The organism is Pedobacter sp. BG31 (assembly GCF_042464845.1).
GTDB lineage: Bacteria > Bacteroidota > Bacteroidia > Sphingobacteriales > Sphingobacteriaceae > Pedobacter > Pedobacter suwonensis.
This window is the reverse complement of record NZ_JBHNZK010000006.1, coordinates 1-22,498: the sequence shown is the minus strand read 5'-3', so window position 1 is coordinate 22,498 and position 22,498 is coordinate 1. Positions and strand designations below refer to the sequence as shown.

At 37.9% G+C, this 22,498-nt stretch carries 24 protein-coding genes; 15 read left to right on the top strand and 9 right to left on the bottom strand.

The window, feature by feature from the left end; all coding sequences use genetic code 11:
- Positions 1 to 17: 17 nt before the first annotated feature.
- The 6 genes from ACFE6N_RS09440 to murA all read left to right on the top strand — a co-directional run bounded on the left by ACFE6N_RS09440 (position 18) and on the right by murA (position 6,616).
- Positions 18 to 1,697: a helix-hairpin-helix domain-containing protein gene (locus ACFE6N_RS09440; protein WP_378935849.1), complete on the top strand. Its 1,680-nt coding sequence runs from the start codon at positions 18 to 20 to the stop codon at positions 1,695 to 1,697.
- Positions 1,698 to 1,783: 86 nt separating this feature from the next.
- Positions 1,784 to 2,386 carry a DUF4254 domain-containing protein gene (locus ACFE6N_RS09435; RefSeq protein ID WP_378935847.1) on the top strand — a complete coding sequence of 201 codons (603 nt, stop codon included), beginning with the start codon at positions 1,784 to 1,786 and terminating at the stop codon, positions 2,384 to 2,386.
- 120 nt (positions 2,387 to 2,506) lie between these two features.
- Positions 2,507 to 3,538, top strand: coding sequence for a glycosyltransferase family 9 protein (locus ACFE6N_RS09430; RefSeq protein WP_378935845.1), 1,032 nt, complete (start codon positions 2,507 to 2,509; stop codon positions 3,536 to 3,538).
- Positions 3,531 to 4,028, top strand: a complete 498-nt coding sequence (locus ACFE6N_RS09425) for a SixA phosphatase family protein (protein ID WP_378935843.1) — start codon at positions 3,531 to 3,533, stop codon at positions 4,026 to 4,028. Before ACFE6N_RS09430 ends, ACFE6N_RS09425 begins: the two co-directional genes overlap by 8 nt.
- 483 nt (positions 4,029 to 4,511) lie before the next feature.
- Positions 4,512 to 5,198 (top strand): DUF4290 domain-containing protein, encoded by a 687-nt coding sequence (locus ACFE6N_RS09420; RefSeq protein WP_090982192.1) that lies wholly within the window; start codon positions 4,512 to 4,514, stop codon positions 5,196 to 5,198.
- A 92-nt stretch (positions 5,199 to 5,290) separates the two neighbouring features.
- Positions 5,291 to 6,616, top strand: a complete 1,326-nt coding sequence (gene murA / locus ACFE6N_RS09415) for a UDP-N-acetylglucosamine 1-carboxyvinyltransferase (RefSeq protein WP_090982190.1) — start codon at positions 5,291 to 5,293, stop codon at positions 6,614 to 6,616.
- A 517-nt stretch (positions 6,617 to 7,133) separates the two neighbouring features.
- On the opposite strand, the gene ACFE6N_RS09410 is transcribed toward murA, so the two are convergent.
- The 7 genes from ACFE6N_RS09410 to ACFE6N_RS09380 all read right to left on the bottom strand — a co-directional run bounded on the left by ACFE6N_RS09410 (position 7,134) and on the right by ACFE6N_RS09380 (position 13,622).
- Positions 7,134 to 8,495, bottom strand: coding sequence for a pyridoxal-phosphate dependent enzyme (locus ACFE6N_RS09410; protein ID WP_378935840.1), 1,362 nt, complete (start codon positions 8,493 to 8,495; stop codon positions 7,134 to 7,136).
- A 253-nt stretch (positions 8,496 to 8,748) separates the two neighbouring features.
- Positions 8,749 to 9,843 carry a DNA-processing protein DprA gene (gene dprA, locus ACFE6N_RS09405; RefSeq protein ID WP_378936228.1) on the bottom strand — a complete coding sequence of 365 codons (1,095 nt, stop codon included), beginning with the start codon at positions 9,841 to 9,843 and terminating at the stop codon, positions 8,749 to 8,751.
- 52 nt (positions 9,844 to 9,895) lie between these two features.
- Positions 9,896 to 10,162 carry a hypothetical protein gene (locus tag ACFE6N_RS09400; RefSeq protein WP_090982182.1) on the bottom strand — a complete coding sequence of 89 codons (267 nt, stop codon included), beginning with the start codon at positions 10,160 to 10,162 and terminating at the stop codon, positions 9,896 to 9,898.
- A 146-nt stretch (positions 10,163 to 10,308) separates the two neighbouring features.
- Positions 10,309 to 11,814: a S41 family peptidase gene (locus ACFE6N_RS09395; RefSeq protein WP_378935838.1), complete on the bottom strand. Its 1,506-nt coding sequence runs from the start codon at positions 11,812 to 11,814 to the stop codon at positions 10,309 to 10,311.
- A gap of 1 nt (position 11,815) precedes the next feature.
- The gene (locus tag ACFE6N_RS09390; protein WP_378935836.1) at positions 11,816 to 12,424 is read right to left on the bottom strand and encodes an HAD family hydrolase; all 609 of its coding nucleotides are present in this window, start codon (positions 12,422 to 12,424) and stop codon (positions 11,816 to 11,818) included.
- Position 12,425: 1 nt separating this feature from the next.
- Complete coding sequence (locus tag ACFE6N_RS09385) at positions 12,426 to 12,905, bottom strand: hypothetical protein (protein WP_378935834.1); 480 nt, start codon at positions 12,903 to 12,905, stop codon at positions 12,426 to 12,428.
- A gap of 66 nt (positions 12,906 to 12,971) precedes the next feature.
- Entirely contained in the window at positions 12,972 to 13,622 is a 651-nt protein-coding gene (locus ACFE6N_RS09380; protein ID WP_134203895.1) for an ABC transporter ATP-binding protein, read from the bottom strand.
- A gap of 310 nt (positions 13,623 to 13,932) precedes the next feature.
- On the opposite strand from ACFE6N_RS09380, the gene ACFE6N_RS09375 reads away from it, so the two are divergent.
- The 6 genes from ACFE6N_RS09375 to sucC all read left to right on the top strand — a co-directional run bounded on the left by ACFE6N_RS09375 (position 13,933) and on the right by sucC (position 19,071).
- Entirely contained in the window at positions 13,933 to 14,568 is a 636-nt protein-coding gene (locus tag ACFE6N_RS09375) for a hypothetical protein (protein WP_378935832.1), read from the top strand.
- 2 nt (positions 14,569 to 14,570) lie between these two features.
- Entirely contained in the window at positions 14,571 to 14,867 is a 297-nt protein-coding gene (locus ACFE6N_RS09370) for a transcriptional regulator (RefSeq protein WP_090982174.1), read from the top strand.
- 54 nt (positions 14,868 to 14,921) lie between these two features.
- Positions 14,922 to 15,227, top strand: coding sequence for a hypothetical protein (locus ACFE6N_RS09365; RefSeq protein WP_378935830.1), 306 nt, complete (start codon positions 14,922 to 14,924; stop codon positions 15,225 to 15,227).
- A 12-nt stretch (positions 15,228 to 15,239) separates the two neighbouring features.
- Complete coding sequence (locus ACFE6N_RS09360) at positions 15,240 to 16,802, top strand: DUF4173 domain-containing protein (protein WP_378935828.1); 1,563 nt, start codon at positions 15,240 to 15,242, stop codon at positions 16,800 to 16,802.
- A 322-nt stretch (positions 16,803 to 17,124) separates the two neighbouring features.
- Positions 17,125 to 17,436: a hypothetical protein gene (locus ACFE6N_RS09355; protein WP_134203897.1), complete on the top strand. Its 312-nt coding sequence runs from the start codon at positions 17,125 to 17,127 to the stop codon at positions 17,434 to 17,436.
- Between the two features lie 435 nt (positions 17,437 to 17,871).
- Entirely contained in the window at positions 17,872 to 19,071 is a 1,200-nt protein-coding gene (sucC, locus tag ACFE6N_RS09350) for an ADP-forming succinate--CoA ligase subunit beta (RefSeq protein WP_090982162.1), read from the top strand.
- Positions 19,072 to 19,399: 328 nt separating this feature from the next.
- On the opposite strand, the gene ACFE6N_RS09345 is transcribed toward sucC, so the two are convergent.
- Both ACFE6N_RS09345 and ACFE6N_RS09340 read right to left on the bottom strand, forming a co-directional pair.
- Positions 19,400 to 19,606: a helix-turn-helix transcriptional regulator gene (locus tag ACFE6N_RS09345; protein ID WP_090982160.1), complete on the bottom strand. Its 207-nt coding sequence runs from the start codon at positions 19,604 to 19,606 to the stop codon at positions 19,400 to 19,402.
- 42 nt (positions 19,607 to 19,648) lie between these two features.
- Positions 19,649 to 20,233, bottom strand: a complete 585-nt coding sequence (locus tag ACFE6N_RS09340; protein ID WP_378935825.1) for a hypothetical protein — start codon at positions 20,231 to 20,233, stop codon at positions 19,649 to 19,651.
- Between the two features lie 410 nt (positions 20,234 to 20,643).
- On the opposite strand from ACFE6N_RS09340, the gene ACFE6N_RS09335 reads away from it, so the two are divergent.
- From ACFE6N_RS09335 to ACFE6N_RS09325, 3 genes are all read left to right on the top strand, one after another.
- Positions 20,644 to 21,504, top strand: a complete 861-nt coding sequence (locus ACFE6N_RS09335; protein ID WP_010601359.1) for an RNA polymerase sigma factor RpoD/SigA — start codon at positions 20,644 to 20,646, stop codon at positions 21,502 to 21,504.
- Between the two features lie 104 nt (positions 21,505 to 21,608).
- Positions 21,609 to 21,809, top strand: a complete 201-nt coding sequence (locus tag ACFE6N_RS09330; RefSeq protein WP_378935822.1) for a DUF2683 family protein — start codon at positions 21,609 to 21,611, stop codon at positions 21,807 to 21,809.
- Positions 21,800 to 22,069: a Txe/YoeB family addiction module toxin gene (locus ACFE6N_RS09325; RefSeq protein WP_378935820.1), complete on the top strand. Its 270-nt coding sequence runs from the start codon at positions 21,800 to 21,802 to the stop codon at positions 22,067 to 22,069. The genes ACFE6N_RS09330 and ACFE6N_RS09325 overlap by 10 nt, the downstream gene beginning before the upstream one ends.
- Positions 22,070 to 22,498 lie beyond the last annotated feature (429 nt).

Below are 22,498 nucleotides of genomic sequence, written 5' to 3'. Positions count from 1 at the left end.
TCCTAATTTTACCCTTTATGGAAAATAAGACCATCGCCCGCACCTTACGCCTCTTATCGCAGCTTATGGAACTGCACGAAGAAAACCCCTTCAAAATTAAATCGGTTGCAAATGCCTATTTTAAGGTAGATAAACTGCCTTTTGCCTTAAAAGACAAACCCCTGGATGAACTGGATAAAATAGATGGTATAGGTAAAGGATTGGCTTCTAAAATCATAGAACTTCTTCAAACCGGAGAGCTACAAGAGCTTAACAAAATACTCGAAAGAACACCCGAAGGTGTGGTAGAAATGCTGGGTATAAAAGGCATCGGACCAAAAAAAATATTCATCATCTGGCGTACGCTGGGGATTGAAAATATCGGTGAACTATATTACGCCTGCAATGAAAACCGATTGATTGAAGCCAAGGGTTTTGGTTTAAAAACGCAGGAAGAAATTAAAAATGCCATTGAATTTAAACTGGCTGCCAACGGCAGATTTTTATATGCACAGGTAGAAGGATTTGCTAAAACCTTGTTTACGCAACTTGCAGGCTGGGCCGAAAAAATTGACCAAACTGCACTTTTAGGCTTTGCTGGTCAGTACCGCCGTGCATGTGAGATTATTGATGAACTCGAAATGGTAATTGGTACAGAACATATTGACGCCATTAAGCAAAATTTACCTTCGTTTGAACAACTTTCGCTTATTGAAGCGGAGCAGTCTTACATTTGTACCACTGAGGCCGGACTCAGGATCAAAATCTATGTGACGGAAAGATCAGCCTTTTATTTAAAATGGTTTGCCTTAACCGGAAATAAAGAACACGTTGAAAAAGTACTGGCTTTAGCAGGCAACGGCCCTTTCACAAATGAAGAAGAAATTTACAGTAAGGCTGGATTAGCTTTTATCGAGCCCGAGCTACGTGAAGATTTTGATGAAATTGAACTGGCTAAAGCAAATAAACTTCCAGCATTAATCCAATATAAGGATTTAAAGGGTAGTTTGCATAATCACTCTACTTGGAGCGACGGTGTGCATACACTAGAGCAAATGGCCCTGTATTGTAAGGATAATTTAAACCTGCAATATCTCGGTATATGTGACCACTCTAAAACCGCGGTTTATGCCAAAGGATTAAACGAACAGCGTGTTTTTGCGCAACACCAGGAAATTGATGAATTAAATAAAAAACTTGCTCCATTTAAAATTTTCAAAGGGATTGAAAGTGATATTCTAAGCGATGGATCGCTCGATTATTCAGATGACATCCTTAAAACATTCGATTTTGTGGTAGCTTCTGTGCACAGTAACCTGCGTATGGATGAAGCCAAAGCAACCGCCCGTTTATTAAAAGCAATTGAAAACCCCTATACCAATATCTTAGGACATCCCACCGGACGTTTGTTATTGAGCAGGGCCGGCTACCCTATTGATTATAAAAAAATTATCGAAGCCTGTGCGGCCAATAGCGTGGTAATCGAAATCAATGCCAATCCCTTACGTTTAGATTTAGATTGGCGCTGGCACCGCTATGCGCTTGAAAAAGGTGTATTACTGTCCGTAAATCCTGATGCACATCGTACTGAAGGCTTCAACGATATGCATTATGGTATTTTAGTAGCCCGCAAAGGTGGTTTAAGCGCCGACAAATGTTTGAATGCTTTCACCTTAGAGGAGATTACTGCATACTTTAATCGTAAAAAGCCAAATTAACCGCAGATGAAAAGGATGAACACAGATAAGTTTAAATCTGTGTTTATCTGCGAAAATCTGTGGTAAAAAAACATAACTTTGTCCCCATGATCAGTGAAATTGCCAACCGCATATTTAATCAGGTTATTACAGACTATCACAAATTTGATGATATTGACCATCCGGTTGAAAACCCTTACGATGCCGAAACTTTAGAGCATCTTTTTTATATCAAAAACTGGATTGATACCGCTCAGTGGCACATGGAAGATGTAGTGCGCAATCCACAGATTGATCCTGTTGATGGTTTGAGCTGGAAGAGACGCATTGACGCCCAAAACCAGGTACGTACCGATATGGTAGAGTTTATTGATGGCTATTTCTTAAACCTATATCAAGGGATTACGCCTTTGCCAGATGCAAAAATCAATACGGAGAGTCCGGCATGGGCAATAGACAGGCTTTCTATCTTGGCCCTGAAAATTTACCATATGCAGGAAGAAGCTGGACGCGAAAGCGCATCTGCCGAACACCGTGCGCAATGCCAAACTAAACTCAATGTACTGTTAGCTCAAAGAGCAGACCTTTCGACCAGTATTGATGAGTTACTCTCAGACATCGAAGCTGGCAAAAAATACATGAAAGTGTATAAACAAATGAAAATGTATAACGACCCGAGTTTAAATCCGGTGCTGTATAATAAAGTATAATAGTTCAAATCGTCATTGTGAGGCACGAAGCAATCTTAATGCGCACGCTAGTAGCGATCGTTGTAAGATTGCTTCGTCGGCTGAAAACGCCTTCTCGCAATGACGACCTACTTGAAAAACATGTCAACAACCCAAAAAATTATCGTTTTACGTTTTTCAGCAATGGGCGATGTGGCTATGGTGGCATCTGTTTTACAAGAATTTAGCGCGCAGAATCCGACGGTTGAGCTCATTATGGTTAGCCGGCCGGCTTTTAAACCTTTTTTTGAACATATTCCCAATTTGCTTTTCCATCCTATCCAACCAAAATCCATCCATAAAGGGATAAGTGGACTATATCAACTTTATCAGGAACTCCGCCGCTACAAGCCAGATGCTATAGCCGATTTACATGATAATTTAAGAAGCAGGACAATTTCTACTTTTTTTCGTTTAACAGGAACAAAAATCAGACGGATAGACAAGGGAAGAGCGGAGAAAAAAGCCTTAACCCGTGCCACTAAAAAGATATTTAAGCCGCTCAGACAAACTGTTGAGCGTTATGCCGATGTTTTCCGCGGATTAGGTTTTAGCATTAAACTCAGTCACAGAATCAACAAGTCAGCACAGGCTTTACCCGAAAAGGCAAAAGCATTGTTTAGCGATCAAACCACAAAAAAAATCGGCATCTCTCCTTTTGCACAGCATATCTATAAAGTATATCCGTTTGAAAAAATGGAAATAGTAATTGCCTTATTAAGCCAATCAGGTTATGAGCTCTTTATATTTGGAGGTGGTAAATCAGAGCAGGACATTGCCGAAAAATGGGCCAAAACGTATCAGAACACTTATAATTTAATTGGAAACTTTAATTTAACGGAAGAACTTGCCATTATCTCCAACTTAGATTTAATGTTAAGCATGGACTCCTCCGGCATGCATATGGCGTCACTTGTCGGTATACCTGTCATATCTATCTGGGGGCCAACCCATCCTTACGCTGGTTTTTTAGGATATGGACAACGAGAAAACGATTGTATTCAGATTGATCATCCGGCAAGGCCAAATTCTATATATGGAAACAAACCCTGCCTTTGCGGTGTTGAAAACTATATAGACTTGATTAAGCCTGAAACCATCGTTAACAAAATCAAAGAGAAATTAAATGGCTAAACAATTACTTCTCGTCCGCCACGGAAAATCGGACTGGGGAAATACAAATTTAAGTGACTTCGATCGTCCATTGAACAAACGTGGCAAAGAAAATGCACCAGAAATGGCCGAAAGATTAATCAAACGCCGTTTTAACGTCGACCTGATGGTAAGCAGCCCGGCAAAAAGGGCCAAATCTACCGCTAAATATTTTGCAGAAGCCTACAATATAGACCACATTCAGTTCGAAGAATCTATTTACGAGGCGAATACCACCGCTTTACTTAAAGTAGTTAATCGTTTGAATAATGGCGCGGATCATATCGTGATGTTTGGTCATAATCCTGGTTTTACAGATTTTGCAAACGAGTTATGCGATGCCGACATTTATAACATTCCAACTGCAGGTATGGTATTAATTTCTTTTCCTTTTGATTCATGGCAAATGGTAAGTAAAGGAACAGGAGAACTGGTGTTTTTTGATTACCCGAAAAATAGTGATGAGGTTTAAGGCACTTATCATTAAGGGATTATGATCATTGAGACAGGTAGGCTATTAATTAATTGCACGGAAATACCGGTTTACATGAAAATTATAGTGGGTTTGCATTAACACTTTACAGATTGGCTTTAGCCAGGGATATGAATGCTTAAAACGGCTCTAGCACATTGGCGCCGGACATGTTATTTCCCGATAGGCACAAACCTTGGTTAAATAAACCCGGTAGTAGCGGCAGCTCCTGATCCTTCATCAGGACTATAGCGGATAACGGGGCTGAAAGGGCCAAGAACTAAAGAAGGAACATTTCCAGTAAATCACTGAATTAAATTATCACAATTTCGATAAGCATATCACAAATCAAATAATTTCATTATCTTTGACTATATAAAACGAAAGTCCGGCAATAGACATTTCGGTGAATTCATAACCTAAACTCCTCTGGTTATTTCATAATTCGTATCGCCGGAAAATTTACCCATTAATTATCTGTACATGAATTTTGACTATAATACTACGCGTAGCCATTTAATTTTATCTGAATATGGCCGCAACGTACAAAACATGGTGAAGTATATCTGCGAATTGCCCACCATAGAAGAACGTAATAAATATGCCCAGGCAGTAATCGACCTGATGGGGTTCTTGCAACCACATCTGCGTGATGTTGCCGATTTTAAACATAAGCTTTGGGATCACCTGCACATTATCTCTGGTTACCAGATAGATGTAGATAGCCCATATCCAAAGCCGTTAATCGAAAATGCTTATATTAAACCAGCTCCTCTGGCCTATCCTCAACAAAGAATTACCTACAAACATTACGGCAAAACGGTTGAGAATCTAATCGAAAAAGCCATGCGCGAGGAAAATCCAGAAATTAAGAAGGCCATGGTTCAAAGCATTGCAAATTTTATGAAAATGGCTTATGTTACCTGGAATAAGGATAACGTGAGTGATGATACCATTATTAAAGATCTAAAATATCTTTCTGGCGGACTGTTATCATTAGATGAAGGCGTTAATTTGGCAAAAGTGGAGTTTAGAGCGCAAAATCCACGTCAAAATAATAATAACAATAACCGGGGAAGAAACAACAATAATAACAATAACGGTAAAAACCGCCAGAACAACAATAACAATAATAACCGTCAACGCAACAACAATAAACCCAAATATTAAGAAACGGTAAAAGTGAGAAGGTGAAAAGGCGGAAGGTTAAATGTCTACCTGACCTTAATACTTACTACTTGATACTAATTACTACAAAATATATGAACGCATTTGAGATAACCGGCGGAATTAAATTAAAAGGCGAAATCACTCCACAAGGTGCCAAAAACGAAGCTTTACAGATTTTATCTGCAGTATTGCTGACCGAACAAAAAGTAACCATCAGTAATATTCCTGATATTAAAGACGTAAACAAACTGATTGAATTACTTGGCGATTTGGGCGTTATTGTTGAACGCATTAATAAAGATACCTATTCCTTTGAAGCTAAAAATATCGATTTAAATTTCTTTGAATCTGATACTTTTAAAGCCAAAGGCGGTGGCTTACGTGGTTCGATCATGATTGTAGGACCATTATTGGCTCGTTTTGGCAAGGCTGCTATCCCTAAACCAGGCGGCGATAAGATCGGTCGCAGAAGGTTGGACACCCACTTTATCGGTTTCGAAAAACTGGGCGCAAAATTTGTTTACGATAGCAAAAAGGCTTTCTTTAATGTAGATGCCACCAATTTACAGGGCGCCTACATTCTGTTAGATGAAGCATCGGTAACCGGAACGGCAAACATTGTTATGGCGGCGGTTTTGGCTAAAGGTACCACTACCATTTACAATGCAGCCTGCGAACCGTATTTACAACAGCTTTGCAAAATGCTAAACCGCATGGGTGCAAAAATTTCGGGCATTGGTTCTAATTTACTAACCATTGAAGGTGTAAAGGTTTTAGGTGGAACCGAGCATAGAATGCTGCCTGATATGATCGAAATTGGTTCTTTTATTGGCATGGCAGCGATGACAGAATCGGAAATTACCATTAAAGATGTTTGTTACGATGAACTTGGCGTGATACCAGAGGTTTTCAAAAAACTGGGTATTAAATTAGAGCGCCGTGGTGATGATATTTACATACCATCTCAAAAACATTACGAAATTGACACTTTTATTGATGGCTCTATCTTAACCATCGCCGATTCTCCATGGCCGGGTTTTACCCCTGACTTATTGAGTATTGTATTGGTTGTAGCTACGCAGGCAAAAGGAAATGTACTCATTCATCAGAAAATGTTTGAAAGCCGCCTATTCTTCGTGGATAAACTGATTGATATGGGCGCACAGATTATCCTTTGCGATCCGCACCGTGCTACGGTTAATGGTATCGACAAAAAATACAAACTCCGCGGGATCAGCATGACTTCTCCTGACATCAGAGCTGGCGTTTCCTTGCTGATTGCAGCTTTATCTGCAGAAGGTAAATCGACCATTTATAACATTGAACAGATTGAGCGGGGTTACCAGGATATCGACACCCGTTTGCGTGCTTTAGGCGCGCAAATTAAGCGTGTAAATGCCGATGCGCCGAGCCACTAATCAGGTTGAAGGCAGAAGGTTTAAGGCTTAAGGTAAAACCAAAGCGAAATAGCATAACGAAAAACGCCCTGGTAAAATTTATCTGGGCGTTTTTTATGGTTACTTTATAAGGAGAATCGTCATGCTGAATTTATTTCAGCATCTATTATTCTTAACATTAAGACACCGAAATTAATTACCTTCGGTGAGCTCGCTAAGGCTCGGTTCAGGGTGACCGCTGCTTGATCAAAAAGCCGATATAAGCTACCTAGAGGCAATATTATAATCAAAATCAGCTTATAAAGATCCTGAAACAAGTTCAGGAGGACGATCGTAGGAACTGCCTTGCTCATCGTTACCCATTGAAAGAGTTAAAAACGTAGCGTCATCTCGACTGAAGCGCAGCGAAATGGAGAGATCTATTCTCGAGACAGATTTCTCGACTGCGTTGCACCACGCTCGAAATGACGATCTATTTACTTCATTTCATATTTACATCAGATGCCTCAGTTTGTGTCCTCACAAACCGAAATTAATTTTACACTGATATCGCATTAATAATATCATACTGGGTGATAATTTCGATCTTTCCAGATTCATCTTCTACTAAAACGGCTGAATTTTCTTTATTGATCAGTGAAGAAATTTTATCAATGGAAGTATTCAGGTCTACAAAAGGAAAAGTAGCGGTCATAATTTCTGAAATCGGCGCCGATTTCAATCCCGGATTTTCCAATAAGGCACTTAAAATATCACTTTCAGCAACTTTACCCACAATCATTCCCTGTTGGGTTACCGGAATTTGAGATATATTCATTGATTTAATGGTATTTATGGCTTCAAGCACAGATTTTTGTGCATCAAGGGTTACAATCTCTGTACTTTCTTTTTTAGACAAAATTGATTTCGCCGTTAGTTTTTCGTCCTGTAAAAATCCACGTTCACGCAACCAGTCTTCATTGTACATTTTGCCCATGTAACGGCTACCGTGGTCATGGAAAATAACCACCACCACATCTTCCGGCTTTAGTTGATCTTTTAACTGGATTAAGCCCCCAATTGCAGCGCCAGCAGAGTTACCCACAAAAATTCCTTCTTTGCGTGCAATATCACGGGTCATTAACGCAGCATCTTTATCTGTAACCTTTTCAAACAGGTCAATCACGTCAAAATTTACATTTGCCGGAAGGAAATCTTCGCCAATGCCTTCAGTGATGTAGGGATAGATTTCATCCTTGTCAAAAATACCCGTTTCTTTATACTTTTTAAAAACTGAACCATAGGTATCAATTCCCCAGATTTTAATATTCGGATTTTTTTCTTTCAGATATTTCCCTGTTCCGGAAATGGTTCCACCTGTACCTACGCCAACCACCAGGTGCGTAATTTTACCTTCTGTCTGTTCCCATATTTCGGGACCAGTCTGTTCATAATGAGCCTGTGAATTGGCTAAATTATCATACTGGTTGGGTTTCCAGGAATTTGGAACTTCGCGTTCCAAACGTGAGGAAACAGAATAATATGAACGGGGATCTTCAGGATCGACATTCGTAGGACAAACAATTACCTCGGCACCAAAGGCACGTAAGGCATCTACTTTTTCTTTCGATTGTTTATCAGTTGTGGTAAAGATACATTTATAACCTTTAATAATGGCCGCCATGGCAAGGCCCATTCCAGTATTTCCTGATGTACCTTCTATAATAGTTCCGCCTGGTTTTAACTTCCCGCTTTTCTCGGCATCTTCAATCATTTTAACCGCCATACGGTCTTTAATCGAATTGCCCGGATTAGTCGTTTCGATTTTTGCCAGAATTGTTCCCGGAACTCCCTTTGTTATCGTATTTAATTTAACCAGAGGTGTATTACCGATGGTTTCTAGAATATTATTGTACCACATGTCACAAAATTAAGAAAAGGCATCAAGTATTTTATAAACTATATTTTATTCAAAACATAATTTTTAAAATTTAATTTCAAAAGAATTTAATTTTATAATCTACAATTATGATCGGCATTATAGATTGATTATTGGGTAAAATGCGATTTAATTGTTCGTCCCACTCTCTAAAAGGAGGTTATTTCTAAATCAAAAATTAGATCTCAACATTCAACTTTTAACAAATAATAGGTTTTACCGTGAGGATATCGTTTTATGCCAGTTTATAAATTTTCCCGGGCAAAGAAACAATAATGCCCTGCATCTCCAGGGTAAGGATAACAATAGCCAGTTTACTTTGCTGAATATTTAACTGAAGGGAAAGTTCATCTATGGAAAGTTGACCATTTTGTAAAGCATCTACAACCCCCTGCTCATTAGCGGTAAGACTTAATTGCAGGGTAGTTTGCTTAACATGCTGTTTGGCCTTCAATTCTTCATCCCAACCAAGGTAATAGATCAGGTCGTTGGCATTATTAATTAATCCGGCCCTATTGGTCTTAATCAGAAAATTACATCCTTCCGAAAACACATCGTTCGTTCTACCTGGAAAAGCATATACATCTTTATTATAAGAATTTGCTATTTCTGCAGTAATTAATGCACCTCCTTTAATAGATGCTTCAACTACAACCGTAGCATCTGCAATACCCGCAATAATCCGGTTTCTTTGCGGAAAATTAGGACGGTCGGGATTGGTTAGGATTGGAAATTCGGTGAGCAGACCTCCATTCAGAACCATTTTTTGAGCCACCGCTTTATGGATTTTTGGATACATCCGATCTAAGCCATGGCCAAGTACGCCAACGGTTGGGATATGATGGGCAAGACATTCTTTGTGCGTGGTTACATCAATACCATATGCCAGTCCGCTCACGATTAACACATTGTATGGCGCTAAAACTTCGCATAGTTCCTTGCAGAGGTTTTTACCGTAATTTGTTGCATTACGGGTTCCAACAACGCTGATGATCCGTTGCTGGTTAAAATCAACTGTACCTTTGGCATAAAGCAGTATGGGTGAATCGATGCAATTCTTTAGCCTTTTAGGATATTTTTCGTCAGAAAAAAACAATACTTCTATTCCATGCTTTTCAACAAAATCCAACTCTTGCCTGGCCCTCGTCAGCGCATCGCTACCACGAATGGCTTCAATTGTTTTTTCTCCAATGCCCGGAATCTGCAGAAGCTGCTTTTTATTTGCAGAAAATACATTTTCGGCATTTCCACAGTAGGCCAGTAGGTTTTTGGCCGTTACCGGGCCAATAGACTTAATAAAAGTTAAGGCAATTTTATGTAGCGTGCTCATCATCTAATAAGGTTAAATAAATTCGGGATGATTTTATTTCCTTAAAGCAAGCTTAAAAATCTATATCTATTAAACTTTTTAATGGAATATGAATATTGTTTTTGAGCTGTATGTATTTTTCTGTGACTGCCCAAACGGTAGTATCAACACGTTTTGGTCCAATAGTCGTATTAAAAGTAATAACGGCTTTTGATTTAAATTCATTACCCAATCTTTGCGCTTCAGCAAGCTTGGTTTTCAGTTCCTGAGAATGATCTTCTTTTGCATTGATAATATTTAAATAACTGATGTGTTCCTTTTCTACAATTTCTATCGGCATGGCTCTCTTTAACGATTAATGTTAAACAAGCTTATTAATTTTTTTAAAAAAATGCAATACTTATTTGATCAGATATTGTAATAAATATATAAAAATGGCCAGATTTGGAATACAAAACCGGCCATTTTGGTACAAAATATTATCAATTATTTAAACCTCAGTTTTCTGGTTTCGACCATTCCTTTAAACTCATGATCGAGTTTTTCGTTCGCAGCATCTATTTGTTGTCTACCTACACCGGAAGTACTGCTAATTACATTATCTTTAGCCAGTGCAGAGAAGTTATTGTTGGCGGAATAATACAAAGCCTGCGCGAGCATTTTTTCTGATGGGTCACCGAAATCTTTGGTCAGGTCATCTGCAACATCTTTATCAACGGCCATCCCCATAAAATAATCGCCCTGATTTAACTGGTTTTTGGTTTGAAACTGCGGAATATATAAATCGTTTTTATCAATTCGAATGGAAAAGAAACCTACGGGTTTGCCATAAGTGGTTTTACCGATCAATTTAACATCCACTACTGGCTTTAAGTTATTGATTAATAACTCGCTGGCAGAAGCCGTGCCACTGGTAACCAGAAAATAAACGCGGGTTAAACCGTTTAAAGCTCCGCGCTTGGCGAAAATTTCCTGGTTGCCGGCTGCAGCCGTTGGTTTATAAGAATAATCAAAATAGGAATACATCCGCGTTACACCATCATTACCTTTGGCATAGAACTTCTGGTTTTGAAGAATAGTGGCCTGATTGTCCTGCATGGTTTGTGTCCAGTAAGTAGTATACATCACTTTACCGTTTTGCGCTGGCGGCGCAATTAAGTTGGTAAACAATTCGGAAGTAGCCACAGAACCTCCACCATTATACCTTAAATCTACTACCAGCTCGGTAACACCATCTGTAGTAAATTTCGAAAAAGCGGCATCCAAAGCAGCAGCAGCATTGGTGGTAAAACTATTAAATACAATATAGCCCACTTTTTTTGCACCTATAGTATAGGTATTGGTAAATAAAACAGGATTGATATTATAACTGGCGCGGTTGATAACAATATCCTGTGTGCCACCACCTGGTTTAACAAAGGTTAATGAAATTGAAGGATTGTCGCCAAATATAGAAGCATTCAGATTAGCAATATCAGTACTGCTTGATCTGGAAGTTCCGCCTCCATTAACCTTAACTAACTGATAACCACGCTTTAAACCTTTTAAATCAGCAGGAGAGCCTGGATATACATATTTAACCCGCAAAAGGTCAGTTGCGTCGAAATTTGCAGAAAAGCCATAATCACCCCCCACCCCACTCAGCTGACTGGCTACAGATCCATCATCAATAAATGAATATTTATCTTTTCCGCCGGTGCTTGGCAAAGCCTTAATTGCTGCAATAATTGCATTGTTTGAGCTATATTGCCTTGGATTAAAGGTATCGTAATTAGGCATGCCAACATTCCAGAAATAGGTTTGTTTAGCATATAAAAAAATCGAATCTTTGGTTAGTAGTGATCTATCGCTGGTTGGTGTCTGCAAAAGATTCGATTCCCCATTAATATTGCTATCAGGAGTATTACCCGCTTTTTTACAGGATGCTGTAAACCCAAGCACAATAATCAAAGCACAGAAAAAGGTGTTCTGCGAAATAAATTTTCTAAGCATATTATTTGTAAATTTCTAATGATACAATATACTGCAAATTAATTGATTTGGATTGTTGCTCATCAAATTTATTTGCACCAACAACTAACGCCTGGCTGGCTAATAAATTGTTGTCGCTTAATATGTTCTGAAAAATTTCCGCTTTTGGCTGCCCCAGTTCCTCAACAAAGTACACGGTAAGATATTGCTCTAGTCCATTCCATTCAGTCTGCCTAATTTTATTAAGCTGTTGCTCAGGATTACCTGCCGTTACAATTACAATTTTTTTACGGTCTACAACCAGCGCCTGCATAAATTCGAGCATATTTTTATAAAGCAAAAGCTTTAAGGGCAAACGGGCATTCTGATGCAGGAGGTTGAAATTATATTCATATTTGGTATCAATGCCAAACTGGTTAGCTGTTTTCTGAAAAAGATTTTCAGTGCCAATATTTTCGTATTCGTTACGCATAAACTCCAGAATGGGCTGTGCGTTTTTTTGCTCGGTATACTCTATAAACTGGGCAAACAGATAATAAACCTGTAATAAATAATCTTTCTCCGGAAATAACACATCATCCAGCTCAAAAAATACCAGCTGCTTGTCTTTAACGTATAAATCGGCTTCCATATTAAATTGTAAAAAGTTTCAGTTCATCATCAGCAACATTGTATCCGAACACCCCGTTTAATTTTTCATCAGTACTGACAAAAATTTCCTTTCCGCTGGCAAATATGCACTCTCCCTTTACAAAGACCGCAAAATTTTGAAAAGTAGTTTGTTCGTTAGCTATATAACCTGCTATTAAACTCGCATCAGGCAATAAAACCTGAATGCCATACTCGCCAAAAAGTACAGCCGACTTAGCAATCGGCTCAACCTCAAATTGATGTAACGGAATAATACTATCAATCCCCTCAGAAATGCAAAAATTTAATAAAATATGCGCTATACTATCTTTATTAAGTGGTCCCAGCGATGAAAACGCATAGTTTTCAGTTACCATACCCGGTACATCACCATAATCGGCCAATAAAACAAAATGGGTAGGAAAGGCTTTCATCAGCTTTAAAGCTTTTGAATGATTGCCGCCTGTAATAAGTATTTTCAAAATTTAATGATTGAATGAATAAATTGGTGAATGATGGAATGACTGAATGAAAGAATAATTATAATCTTATACAATCAATCCGTCCTTCATGCTCACCACCCGATCGCTGGTTTTGGCCAGGTGTTCGTTGTGCGTAACGATTACAAACGTTTGATGGAAATTATCACGCAAACTCACAAACAATTGGTGTAATCCTGCTGCATTTTCGGAGTCTAAATTTCCAGAGGGCTCATCAGCCAATATAATTGAGGGACTATTGATCAATGCCCTTGCTATGGACACGCGTTGTTGTTCACCGCCAGACAACTGATTGGGCTTATGGTGCGCCCTATCCTTAAGTCCGAAAAGATCTAAAAGTTCAAAAGCCCTATTTTCAGCCTGCTTTTTGCTCGTTTTAGCGATAAACGCTGGAATACAGATATTTTCGATTGCACTAAACTCTGGCAACAAATGGTGGAATTGAAATACAAAACCTATATTCTGATTTCGGAAATTACTCAACAAATCGCCATTCAGTTTATTTATAACCGTACCTTTTAATTCTACAGATCCCTCGTCAGGCCTATCCAATGTACCTAGAATATGTAACAAAGTACTTTTCCCGGCACCAGATGGACCAATAATACTCACAATCTCCCCTTTTTGTACTTCAAAATTTACTCCCTTTAAAATTTGCAGATTTCCGTACGATTTTCTGATTCCAGTGGCTTTTAGCATGGTTCAAATTTAGTAAAAAAGCAGAAAGACCAAAGCAGAAAGACTAAAGACTAAAGCGGAAAGAGGAAAGACTAAAGCGGAAAGACCAAAGCAGAAAGGCCAAAGCACAAAAGAAAAAAACTAAAGTGGGATGATTACGACCAAGGCATAAAGCTGAAGGCATAGCAAAAATCAGAAACCAATCCCAGAAGTTAAAAATTTAAATCTGTGTAATCCATTTATCTGTGCAATCCCCCCGGAGGAAAAAACCAAAAAAGATTTGCAAATCTCAATTTTTTATATAACTTTGAAAAACAAAGCACTTTTAAAAATGAAAAGCCCGGAAGAACAACTAAGTACCTTAAAAGATATCAGAAATATGATGGACAGGTCATCAAGATTTATTTCTTTGAGTGGTCTATCAGGTGTTTTCGCAGGTGCGATAGCGTTAATTGGTGCTTATTTTGCAAATGATGAAATCAACAAATTCATTAATAAAAGAGGTTATGGTTATGGCGTGGATGGGGAAATGGATCTCGAATTTAACCTGATCAAACTAGGGCTCTTTGTTTTGGTAATTGCTTTGGCTGGCGGTGTTTTATTTACCTACAGAAAAAGTCAGAAAAACAATCTCCCAATCTGGGATAAAACCTCTAAATCACTGTTAATCAACTTATTTATCCCTTTGTTTACCGGAGGATTATTTATCATCGCTTTATTAATCAACCACCCAAATACCTATAGCATTATCGCGCCGAGCTGCCTCATTTTTTATGGTTTGGCCTTGATTAACGCCAGTAAGTTTACCTACAGTGATATCCGTTATTTAGGCTTTTGCGAGGTGATATTAGGCTTGATCTGTATGTTTTATGTGGGTTATGGATTAATTTTCTGGGCTTTGGGCTTCGGCATACTACACATTGTTTATGGTCTTTTAATGTATTTTAAATATGAGCGAGGTCAGTAACGATGAAAAACCCGATAGCAGATTTAAACAAAATATTCGATAGCCGGATCAGGCTGGGCGTTATGTCTATGCTGGTGGTAAACAATGAAATTGGCTTTAATGACCTAAAACAAATGCTGGAATTAACGGATGGAAATTTGGCTTCACACCTGAACACATTAGAACAGGCAGAATTTATTAAGGTACACAAAGGTTTTATTGGGCGTAAAACGAGTACTACCTACTCCATCACCGAATTGGGCAGGCAAGCTTTTAAGGCGCATTTAGATGCGCTCGAAAAAATGATCAGGAAGCTGTAAGCTATTTTTTTTGAACTTTAACTTTGAATTTCAAAGCACTTTTAAAACATTAAAATGGAAGAAATACCTGAACCTCAAATGAATTACTTAGGCAAAAAAATAGCTTACTATTCTGCGCTTGTTGCAACATTGATATTTGTAACCTATTTAATATCAAACTCTCTTTTTTTAATGATAGCGGGGGCTGTTTTTACAATTGGAGCTGCGATTTTAAACGTCTTCGTGCTAGCGATAATTTTAGTAGAGCTTATTTTCAATAAGTCTTATTGGAGAAACTCCATAGTTACGGTCATCTGGATGCTATTAAATATTCCTTTAGTACTCCTGTACATTTTCATCCTAAGCTATTTCAATTTATAAACCTTAAACAAAATGAAAACAAAATCCAACTTATTACTCCTCTCTACCCTACTGGGCGGCCTGCTGTTTACTTTTCTTTTTTGGAAAGAAAGACTTGCGCTCAATCTGCTTATTTACGGTATATATCTGCTGGCAATCACTTTTATTAATCCGGATGTGATTAAAAGTACCAAACTAAAAATTTACGGCTTGGCACACCTGCTGGCAGCGATATTAGTGGTTATTAACAATTCTGATTTATCCGTGGTAACTTATTACATCAGTTTATTGCTATTTATTGGCTTTGGTCATCAACAACAAATCAGGACCGTTTTTACTGCTTTTTTAGCGGCCATTCTTCAGATGGTCACCGTACCATTTAATGCTATAAAACAACTCAGCCAAATCAGTATGGGCAATGTGAGCCTTAAGCCCTTTTTCACTCTGATTAAATATATCTTCGTACCGGTTATCATTGTAATCCTATTTTCATGCCTTTATGCAGCTGCAAATAATGTTTTTGCACATTATGCAGAAACCATCTTAACTCACATTGGCGACTTTTTAGATCAATTACTACACTTCTTTTTTAAAGACCTGAGTTTTGAACGCATTATGCATTTATGTTTTGGATTGGTTTTAACAGGAGGTTTACTACTTGCTTTCTTTGATAAAAGCCTTGAAAAAGCAGAGCTGAAATGTAAAGAACAATTGCACCGGATCAGAAGAAGCCTGGGACAGAAAACAATATGGTATAATATCGCAAAAACATTTACAGGCAACATGTTAACACGGAAAATGGCATTGAAAACAGAGTATATCGTTGGTGTCATTTCATTCGCTGCGCTTAACCTGCTATTGCTAATGTTAAATACCATTGACATTACCACACTTTGGTTTGGCTACGAACCTACGGGCAATTTCTCAGGTGAACTGCACCAGGGCACAAATTCATTGATCTTTAGCATTGTAATGGCCATGGCAGTAATCTTATACTATTTCAGGGGAAATTTAAATTTTTACCCAAAAAGTAAAACGCTAAGGGCATTGGCCTATGCCTGGATGGTTCAGAATTTCATCCTGATCCTATCCGTATTCATCCGTGATGGTTACTATATCGAATTTCACGGTTTAACCCATAAAAGGATCGGTGTTTTAGTATTCGCCACCCTTTGCATTATTGGTTTGGCAACGGTTTATTTTAAAGTAGCTAAACAGAAAACCATATTCTATCTCTTCAAAGTAAACGGAAATGTATGGTTTGCTATGCTGTTGGCATTTACCTTTATCAATTGGGATGTTTTAATTGTAAAATACAACCTCAATCACGTCGACACCGTTTCTATCGATCCTTACTACCTCACTTCTTTATCAGAAAAGACCTTGCCTATTTTAGATAAAAACCGGTCAAAAATACATCCCTCAACCAATAACGATTCGGAAATTGCCAAAGTAGACCAGCCACAAGAAGCTTTAATGAGAAAACTGGATCAACGAATCGGTTATTTTAAAGAGCGTTATCATCAGGAAAGCTGGTTATCATGGAATTTGCAGGATTGGAATACAGCGAAATATTTTGATCTAAATAAAAAATAAGATGAATAGATTGGACAAAAGTGTTGTAATGATATTAGCACTCTTCGCATTAGCATGGTTTGCACTGAACGTGGCTATCAATAAAATTTTTGATTTAACAATTAATGAAACACATACCAATTAACTGTATCAATGTGTAAACGGATAGCTCAACTTACTGGATTAAAGATTTTTTAGCCCAGTTACTAACAAGCCCATTATTTTAAAAATCCTGTATAATTAACCGCTCCACCTCTCCAACCTCAGTTGGAAATTTTCCCCTGATGCAAACGCATCGGGGGTAATTAAAAATTAATTAATCGTATATTAAACCTTAGAAATTATGAAAAATCTACAGTCAGCATTTAAGTCACCATCAACACGTATCGCCATTATATTTGGCGTTGTAATATTAATTTTAAGCATTCCGCTGATCGCCATGCAATTTACAACTGAAGTAAAGTGGGATTTATCCGATTTTCTGGTAGCCGGCGCCTTATTATTCAGCACCGGATTGGCCCTGGAGCTTGTCATCAGGAACTTGAAAAGTGGCACGTTAAGAACAATAGTTCTCATTGTCATATTGATAGCCTTATTCCTCGTCTGGGCAGAATTGGCCGTTGGGATCTTCGGAACGCGGTTTGCAGGAAGTTAACCGATGCCATTAACGTTTCGTTCGGGCAGATTTAAGATGGTTAACGCAGAGGAAATATTTTTTTTGCGTTTGGCATTAACAAACATTGTTTTTAAGCCTGATTGCAGCGGTAAGCCCGGAACGTAGTGAGGACTTATAGCAGAAAGCAGGGCTACCAGCCGCCACGAAGAACTGCCCGCTCACTTTCAAATAAAAATCTCTGCGCATCTCTACGAAATCAGCGGGACACTATAAACAGCCGCACATTAGAGGTACTAATTTCCCGTTTAACATAAAACGTTCATTTTATTAAAAAATCGGCAAATTCTATTTGTTTAAAGGCTGTGAAATTGTAGCTTTGGGCAAATTTTGTAGCAAATGAACCCGATGCTGTTAAAGTAACCATCTTTATAGTAAAAGGCTCCATCTGACAGATAAAGACAAAAATATAAACAGATGAATATTCACGAATACCAGGGTAAACAAATATTAAAAAGTTTCGGTGTTAACGTTCAAGAAGGAATAGTTGCCGATACTCCTGAACAAGCTGTTGAGGCCGCTAAGCAACTGAAAACCGATTACAACTCTGATTGGGTTGTAATTAAAGCGCAAATCCACGCTGGTGGCCGCGGTAAAGGTGGTGGTGTTAAATTGGCCAAAAACCTTGAAGAGGTTAAACAACGTGCTACCGACATCATCGGCATGCAATTGGTAACTCCTCAAACCGGACCAGAAGGTAAAAAAGTGAACAAAGTTTTAGTGGCGCAGGATGTTTATTATCCAGGTGCTTCTGAAACAAAAGAATTCTATATCTCTGTATTGTTAGATCGTGCGAAAGGCCGTAATATCATCATGTACAGTACCGAAGGCGGTATGGATATCGAAGAAGTTGCCGAGCACACGCCACATTTAATCTTCAAAGAAGAAATTGATCCTAAAGTTGGCTTACAAGGTTTCCAGGCACGTAAAATTGCCTTTAACTTAGGTGTTAGCGGTAATGCTTTTAAAGAAATGGTAAAATTCGTAACTGCTTTATACAAAGCTTACGAAGCAACCGATTCTTCCATGTTCGAAATCAACCCGGTATTAAAAACTTCTGATGATAAAGTAATCGCGGTAGATGCCAAAGTGAATCTGGATGAGAACGGTTTATTCCGTCACCCTGATTATGCTGCAATGCGTGATGTTACCGAGGAAGATCCAATGGAAGTTGAAGCCAGTGCGAGCAACCTGAACTTCGTTAACCTTGATGGTAACGTAGGCTGTATGGTTAACGGTGCAGGTTTGGCAATGGCTACCATGGATATTATAAAATTAGCGGGTGGTGAGCCAGCTAACTTCCTTGACGTAGGCGGAACTGCAAATGCACAAACCGTTAAAGCGGCTTTTAATATTATTTTGAAAGATCCTAACGTTAAAGCGATCCTGATCAACATTTTTGGTGGTATTGTACGTTGCGACCGTGTTGCTCAGGGTGTTATCGATGCATATAAAGAAATTGGAAATATCCCTGTGCCAATTATCTGCCGTTTACAAGGTACAAATGCCGAAGAAGCTAAAAAATTAATTGATGAGTCTGGCCTACAGGTTTATTCAGCGATTGCTTTAAAAGAAGCAGCCGATTTAGTAACCAAAGTTTTGGCTGAAAAAGCATAAGCTAAAGCTAAAAGTTGAAAGACTAAAGCAAAAAGCGTATATCATACTGAAACCTTTTCAATGAAAATTGGAAGGGTTTTTTATTTACCATCTTTTCCAAAACCATCAGAAAAATCGTCATCTCGACTGTAGCGCAGCGGAACGGAGAGATCTATCTGGACAATTTTTTTTGGAAACGAAGCGTTCTCTGCTTATGGCAGCCTCCTGCCCTGCTATCCCTCCAAGTCCTCGCTGCGCTCCGGGCTTTCCGTCCTATCAGGTTTATGTAACCAGGGCAGCTGATTCTTGGGAATATTCAAACCTTACAGATTTTGAAAACCTGCGAGGTTTATTCAGCACGGAATTCAAGAATATCACCAGGCTGACAATCTAAAACTGCACAAATGGCTTCCAAAGTCTCCAGGCGGATGGCCTTTGCCTTGCCTGTTTTCAGAATAGATAAGTTAGACATCGTTATCCCCACCCGCTCGCTCAACTCGGTAAGCGACATTTTGCGACGGGCGAGCATCACATCTAAATTTATAATAATAGGCATTTGAGTAAATAAAATTAAAATGTTTTCATTTAACCTAAATGGTTAAATCATTTTCCTGTTAAGGCTTCTGGAATACGAAAGCAGCTCGTAAATTACGCTAAGTATAGCAATGAGCGAAATTACCCCCAAATTGATATTTTCAGCTATTATAGGCTGATATTTAAATGCTTTACAAGTCAAATCCTCAACATACCCTTTCATGGCCCAAAAAGAAAGAAATTTTAAGCTAAAAAATAAAATAATACCTGCGCCTACCCATTGCCACAATTTAAATTCGGTTAAGTTCTCGAGCCATTCTGGCCGCTTGTAAGCTATAAAAAGTATTATACTTCCCAGGATGAGATAAAAAGCAGCATGAGAACCAAGGCCATCAATCCCCGCGCCCGATAAAATAATAGCCTGCTTTAACGTTGGTTTAAATGCGTATGAACCGATATGGCTATTGGTAAACCTGGCCTTCCCAATGGTTTTTACCTCCTGCACTACGTTATTTTCAACTAAGTTAATCGAAAGCGTTCCTGCATGATAATGATCCACAGCATCAATTAAATGATTGGCTATAGACGTGAGCGCGATAAAAATCAAACAAAATCCGGCGTACCTAAAAATCTTTATAAGCTTGTTCATAAAATGTGTAAAATGTTCAGTTTTTTGCCTTCTGTATAATGTTTACGTCACTGACATAAAATCATATTGACTTTAGGCAGTAAAAAATACCTTTTTTGTATTTCTCTATTTAATCAGGAGAAACAGAAAGGTCATATTTATTTAAAATTTACTGTACAACGATAAAATAAAATTATTAATAATCAAAATATATTTATTGATTTACAATAAATAATTATTATAAAGCAGATATAGATACATCAGAACATTAAAACACACCAAAAACTTTATTGGAATGATTTTTGTTGTAAGTAAAAATAGAAAAAACGTGTGCAAACGGTAACATTTTCAGCATTTTATCCTTTCAAATTGCAATTCAATTTCGTAACTTTGCACACTTCAATAATTAAAAGAGCACACAAAACGTATAAATGAGACAACTCAAGATAACGCAATCCATTACCAACCGTGAAAGTCAGTCGTTAGACAAATACCTGCACGAAATTGGTAAAGTAGATTTAATAACGGCAGAAGAGGAAGTAATTTTAGCAAGGAAGATTCGTGAGGGCGATCAGGCTGCATTAGAGCGGTTAACCAAAACCAACTTGCGTTTCGTTGTGTCTGTTGCAAAACAATATCAAAACCAGGGTTTAACTTTAGGCGATTTAATTAATGAGGGCAATTTAGGTTTGATTAAAGCGGCAAAACGTTTTGATGAGACTAAAGGTTTCAAATTTATTTCTTATGCGGTTTGGTGGATCCGTCAATCTATTTTGCAGGCTATTGCCGAGCAAAGCCGTATTGTACGTTTGCCTTTAAATCAGGTAGGTTCGTTAAGTAAAATCAGCAAAGCTTTTTCTAAGCTTGAGCAAGAATATGAACGTGAGCCTTCTCCGGAAGAATTGGCAGATATTTTAGAAACTACGGTTGATAAAATCTCAGATACTTTAAGCAATTCAGGCCGTCACGTATCTATGGATGCCCCGTTTGTTCAAGGTGAAGAAAATACATTATTGGATGTATTGGAAAACCATGAACCAAATACGGATAGCTCATTGATCAACGAATCTTTATCGGAAGAAATTAAACGTTCCTTATCTACTTTAACCGAAAGGGAAAGAGAAATTATTGTTTTATTCTTCGGCTTGGGTTCTAACCACCCACTTTCGTTAGAGGAGATTGGTGAGAAATTTAACTTAACACGCGAGCGTGTTCGTCAGATTAAAGATAAAGCATTACAACGCTTGCGTCATACTTCAAGAAGCAAAATCTTAAAATCTTATTTAGGATAAGGGGTTAGATGCATACCAAATATTAAAAGATCGGCTAATGCTGGTCTTTTTTTGTTTAACAGTAACTTTTAACTCAGGTTAAAAAATAATAGTTAAATTTGTATATGGCAACACTAATTGTAGAAACAAAAAATACAGAGCAACTAACAGCTGTTGAAGCAGTATTAAAGCTATTGAAAGTAAGTTTTAGAAAAGCTGAAGATTCACCTTATGATCCGGAATTTGTAGAAAAGATATTGCAAGGTAGAAAAGACATTAAGGATGGTAAAGGAATTAAAATCAAAACGTCAGACCTGTGGAAATAATTTATACTCCACGTGCAATTGAAGATCTAGAATATTGGCGAAAATCTGGAAATAAATTAATCCAAAAGAAAATATCAGCTTTGATAGAAGCGATTGAATTAAATCCCTTTGCTGGCATTGGTAAACCAGAGCCATTAAAACATAATCTTACAGGCTCCTGGTCTAGAAGAATAAATAGAGAACATAGATTAGTCTATGAAATTTCATCTGAAAACGAAATTATTATTTTAGAAATACAATCGTTAAGAGGCCATTACTAAAACGCGAAACTAAATTTATCGTTATGATTTTATATCTTTAAATCATGTCGGTTGGTTTACTCAAAAAATCCTTAACTATATACAAACCCATTTTTTTATGGAATGTATTGGTTAGCTTACTCACATCGGTATTTTTCATTTTAAATGGCTTTAAGGAGCCAGGGATTTACACCTTTGCGCTATTCATCAAACTTATCGGCTGGTCATTTTCTGCAGGTATATACTTTATGTTTTATCAATCCACAGCCTACTTTTTCAAAAATCAAGGCATAGGATTTAGAAAAATCATGCTTAACCTGGTTTTATATAAAGTATATTAAATATTTACAATTAATTTTGCAAGATTCTTTCCAGTTTCATTTTCAACTTTAAAGTGACTGATAAACAAGTCGAAGTTAGTAATTCGGTCTTGCAGATTCTGTACATATC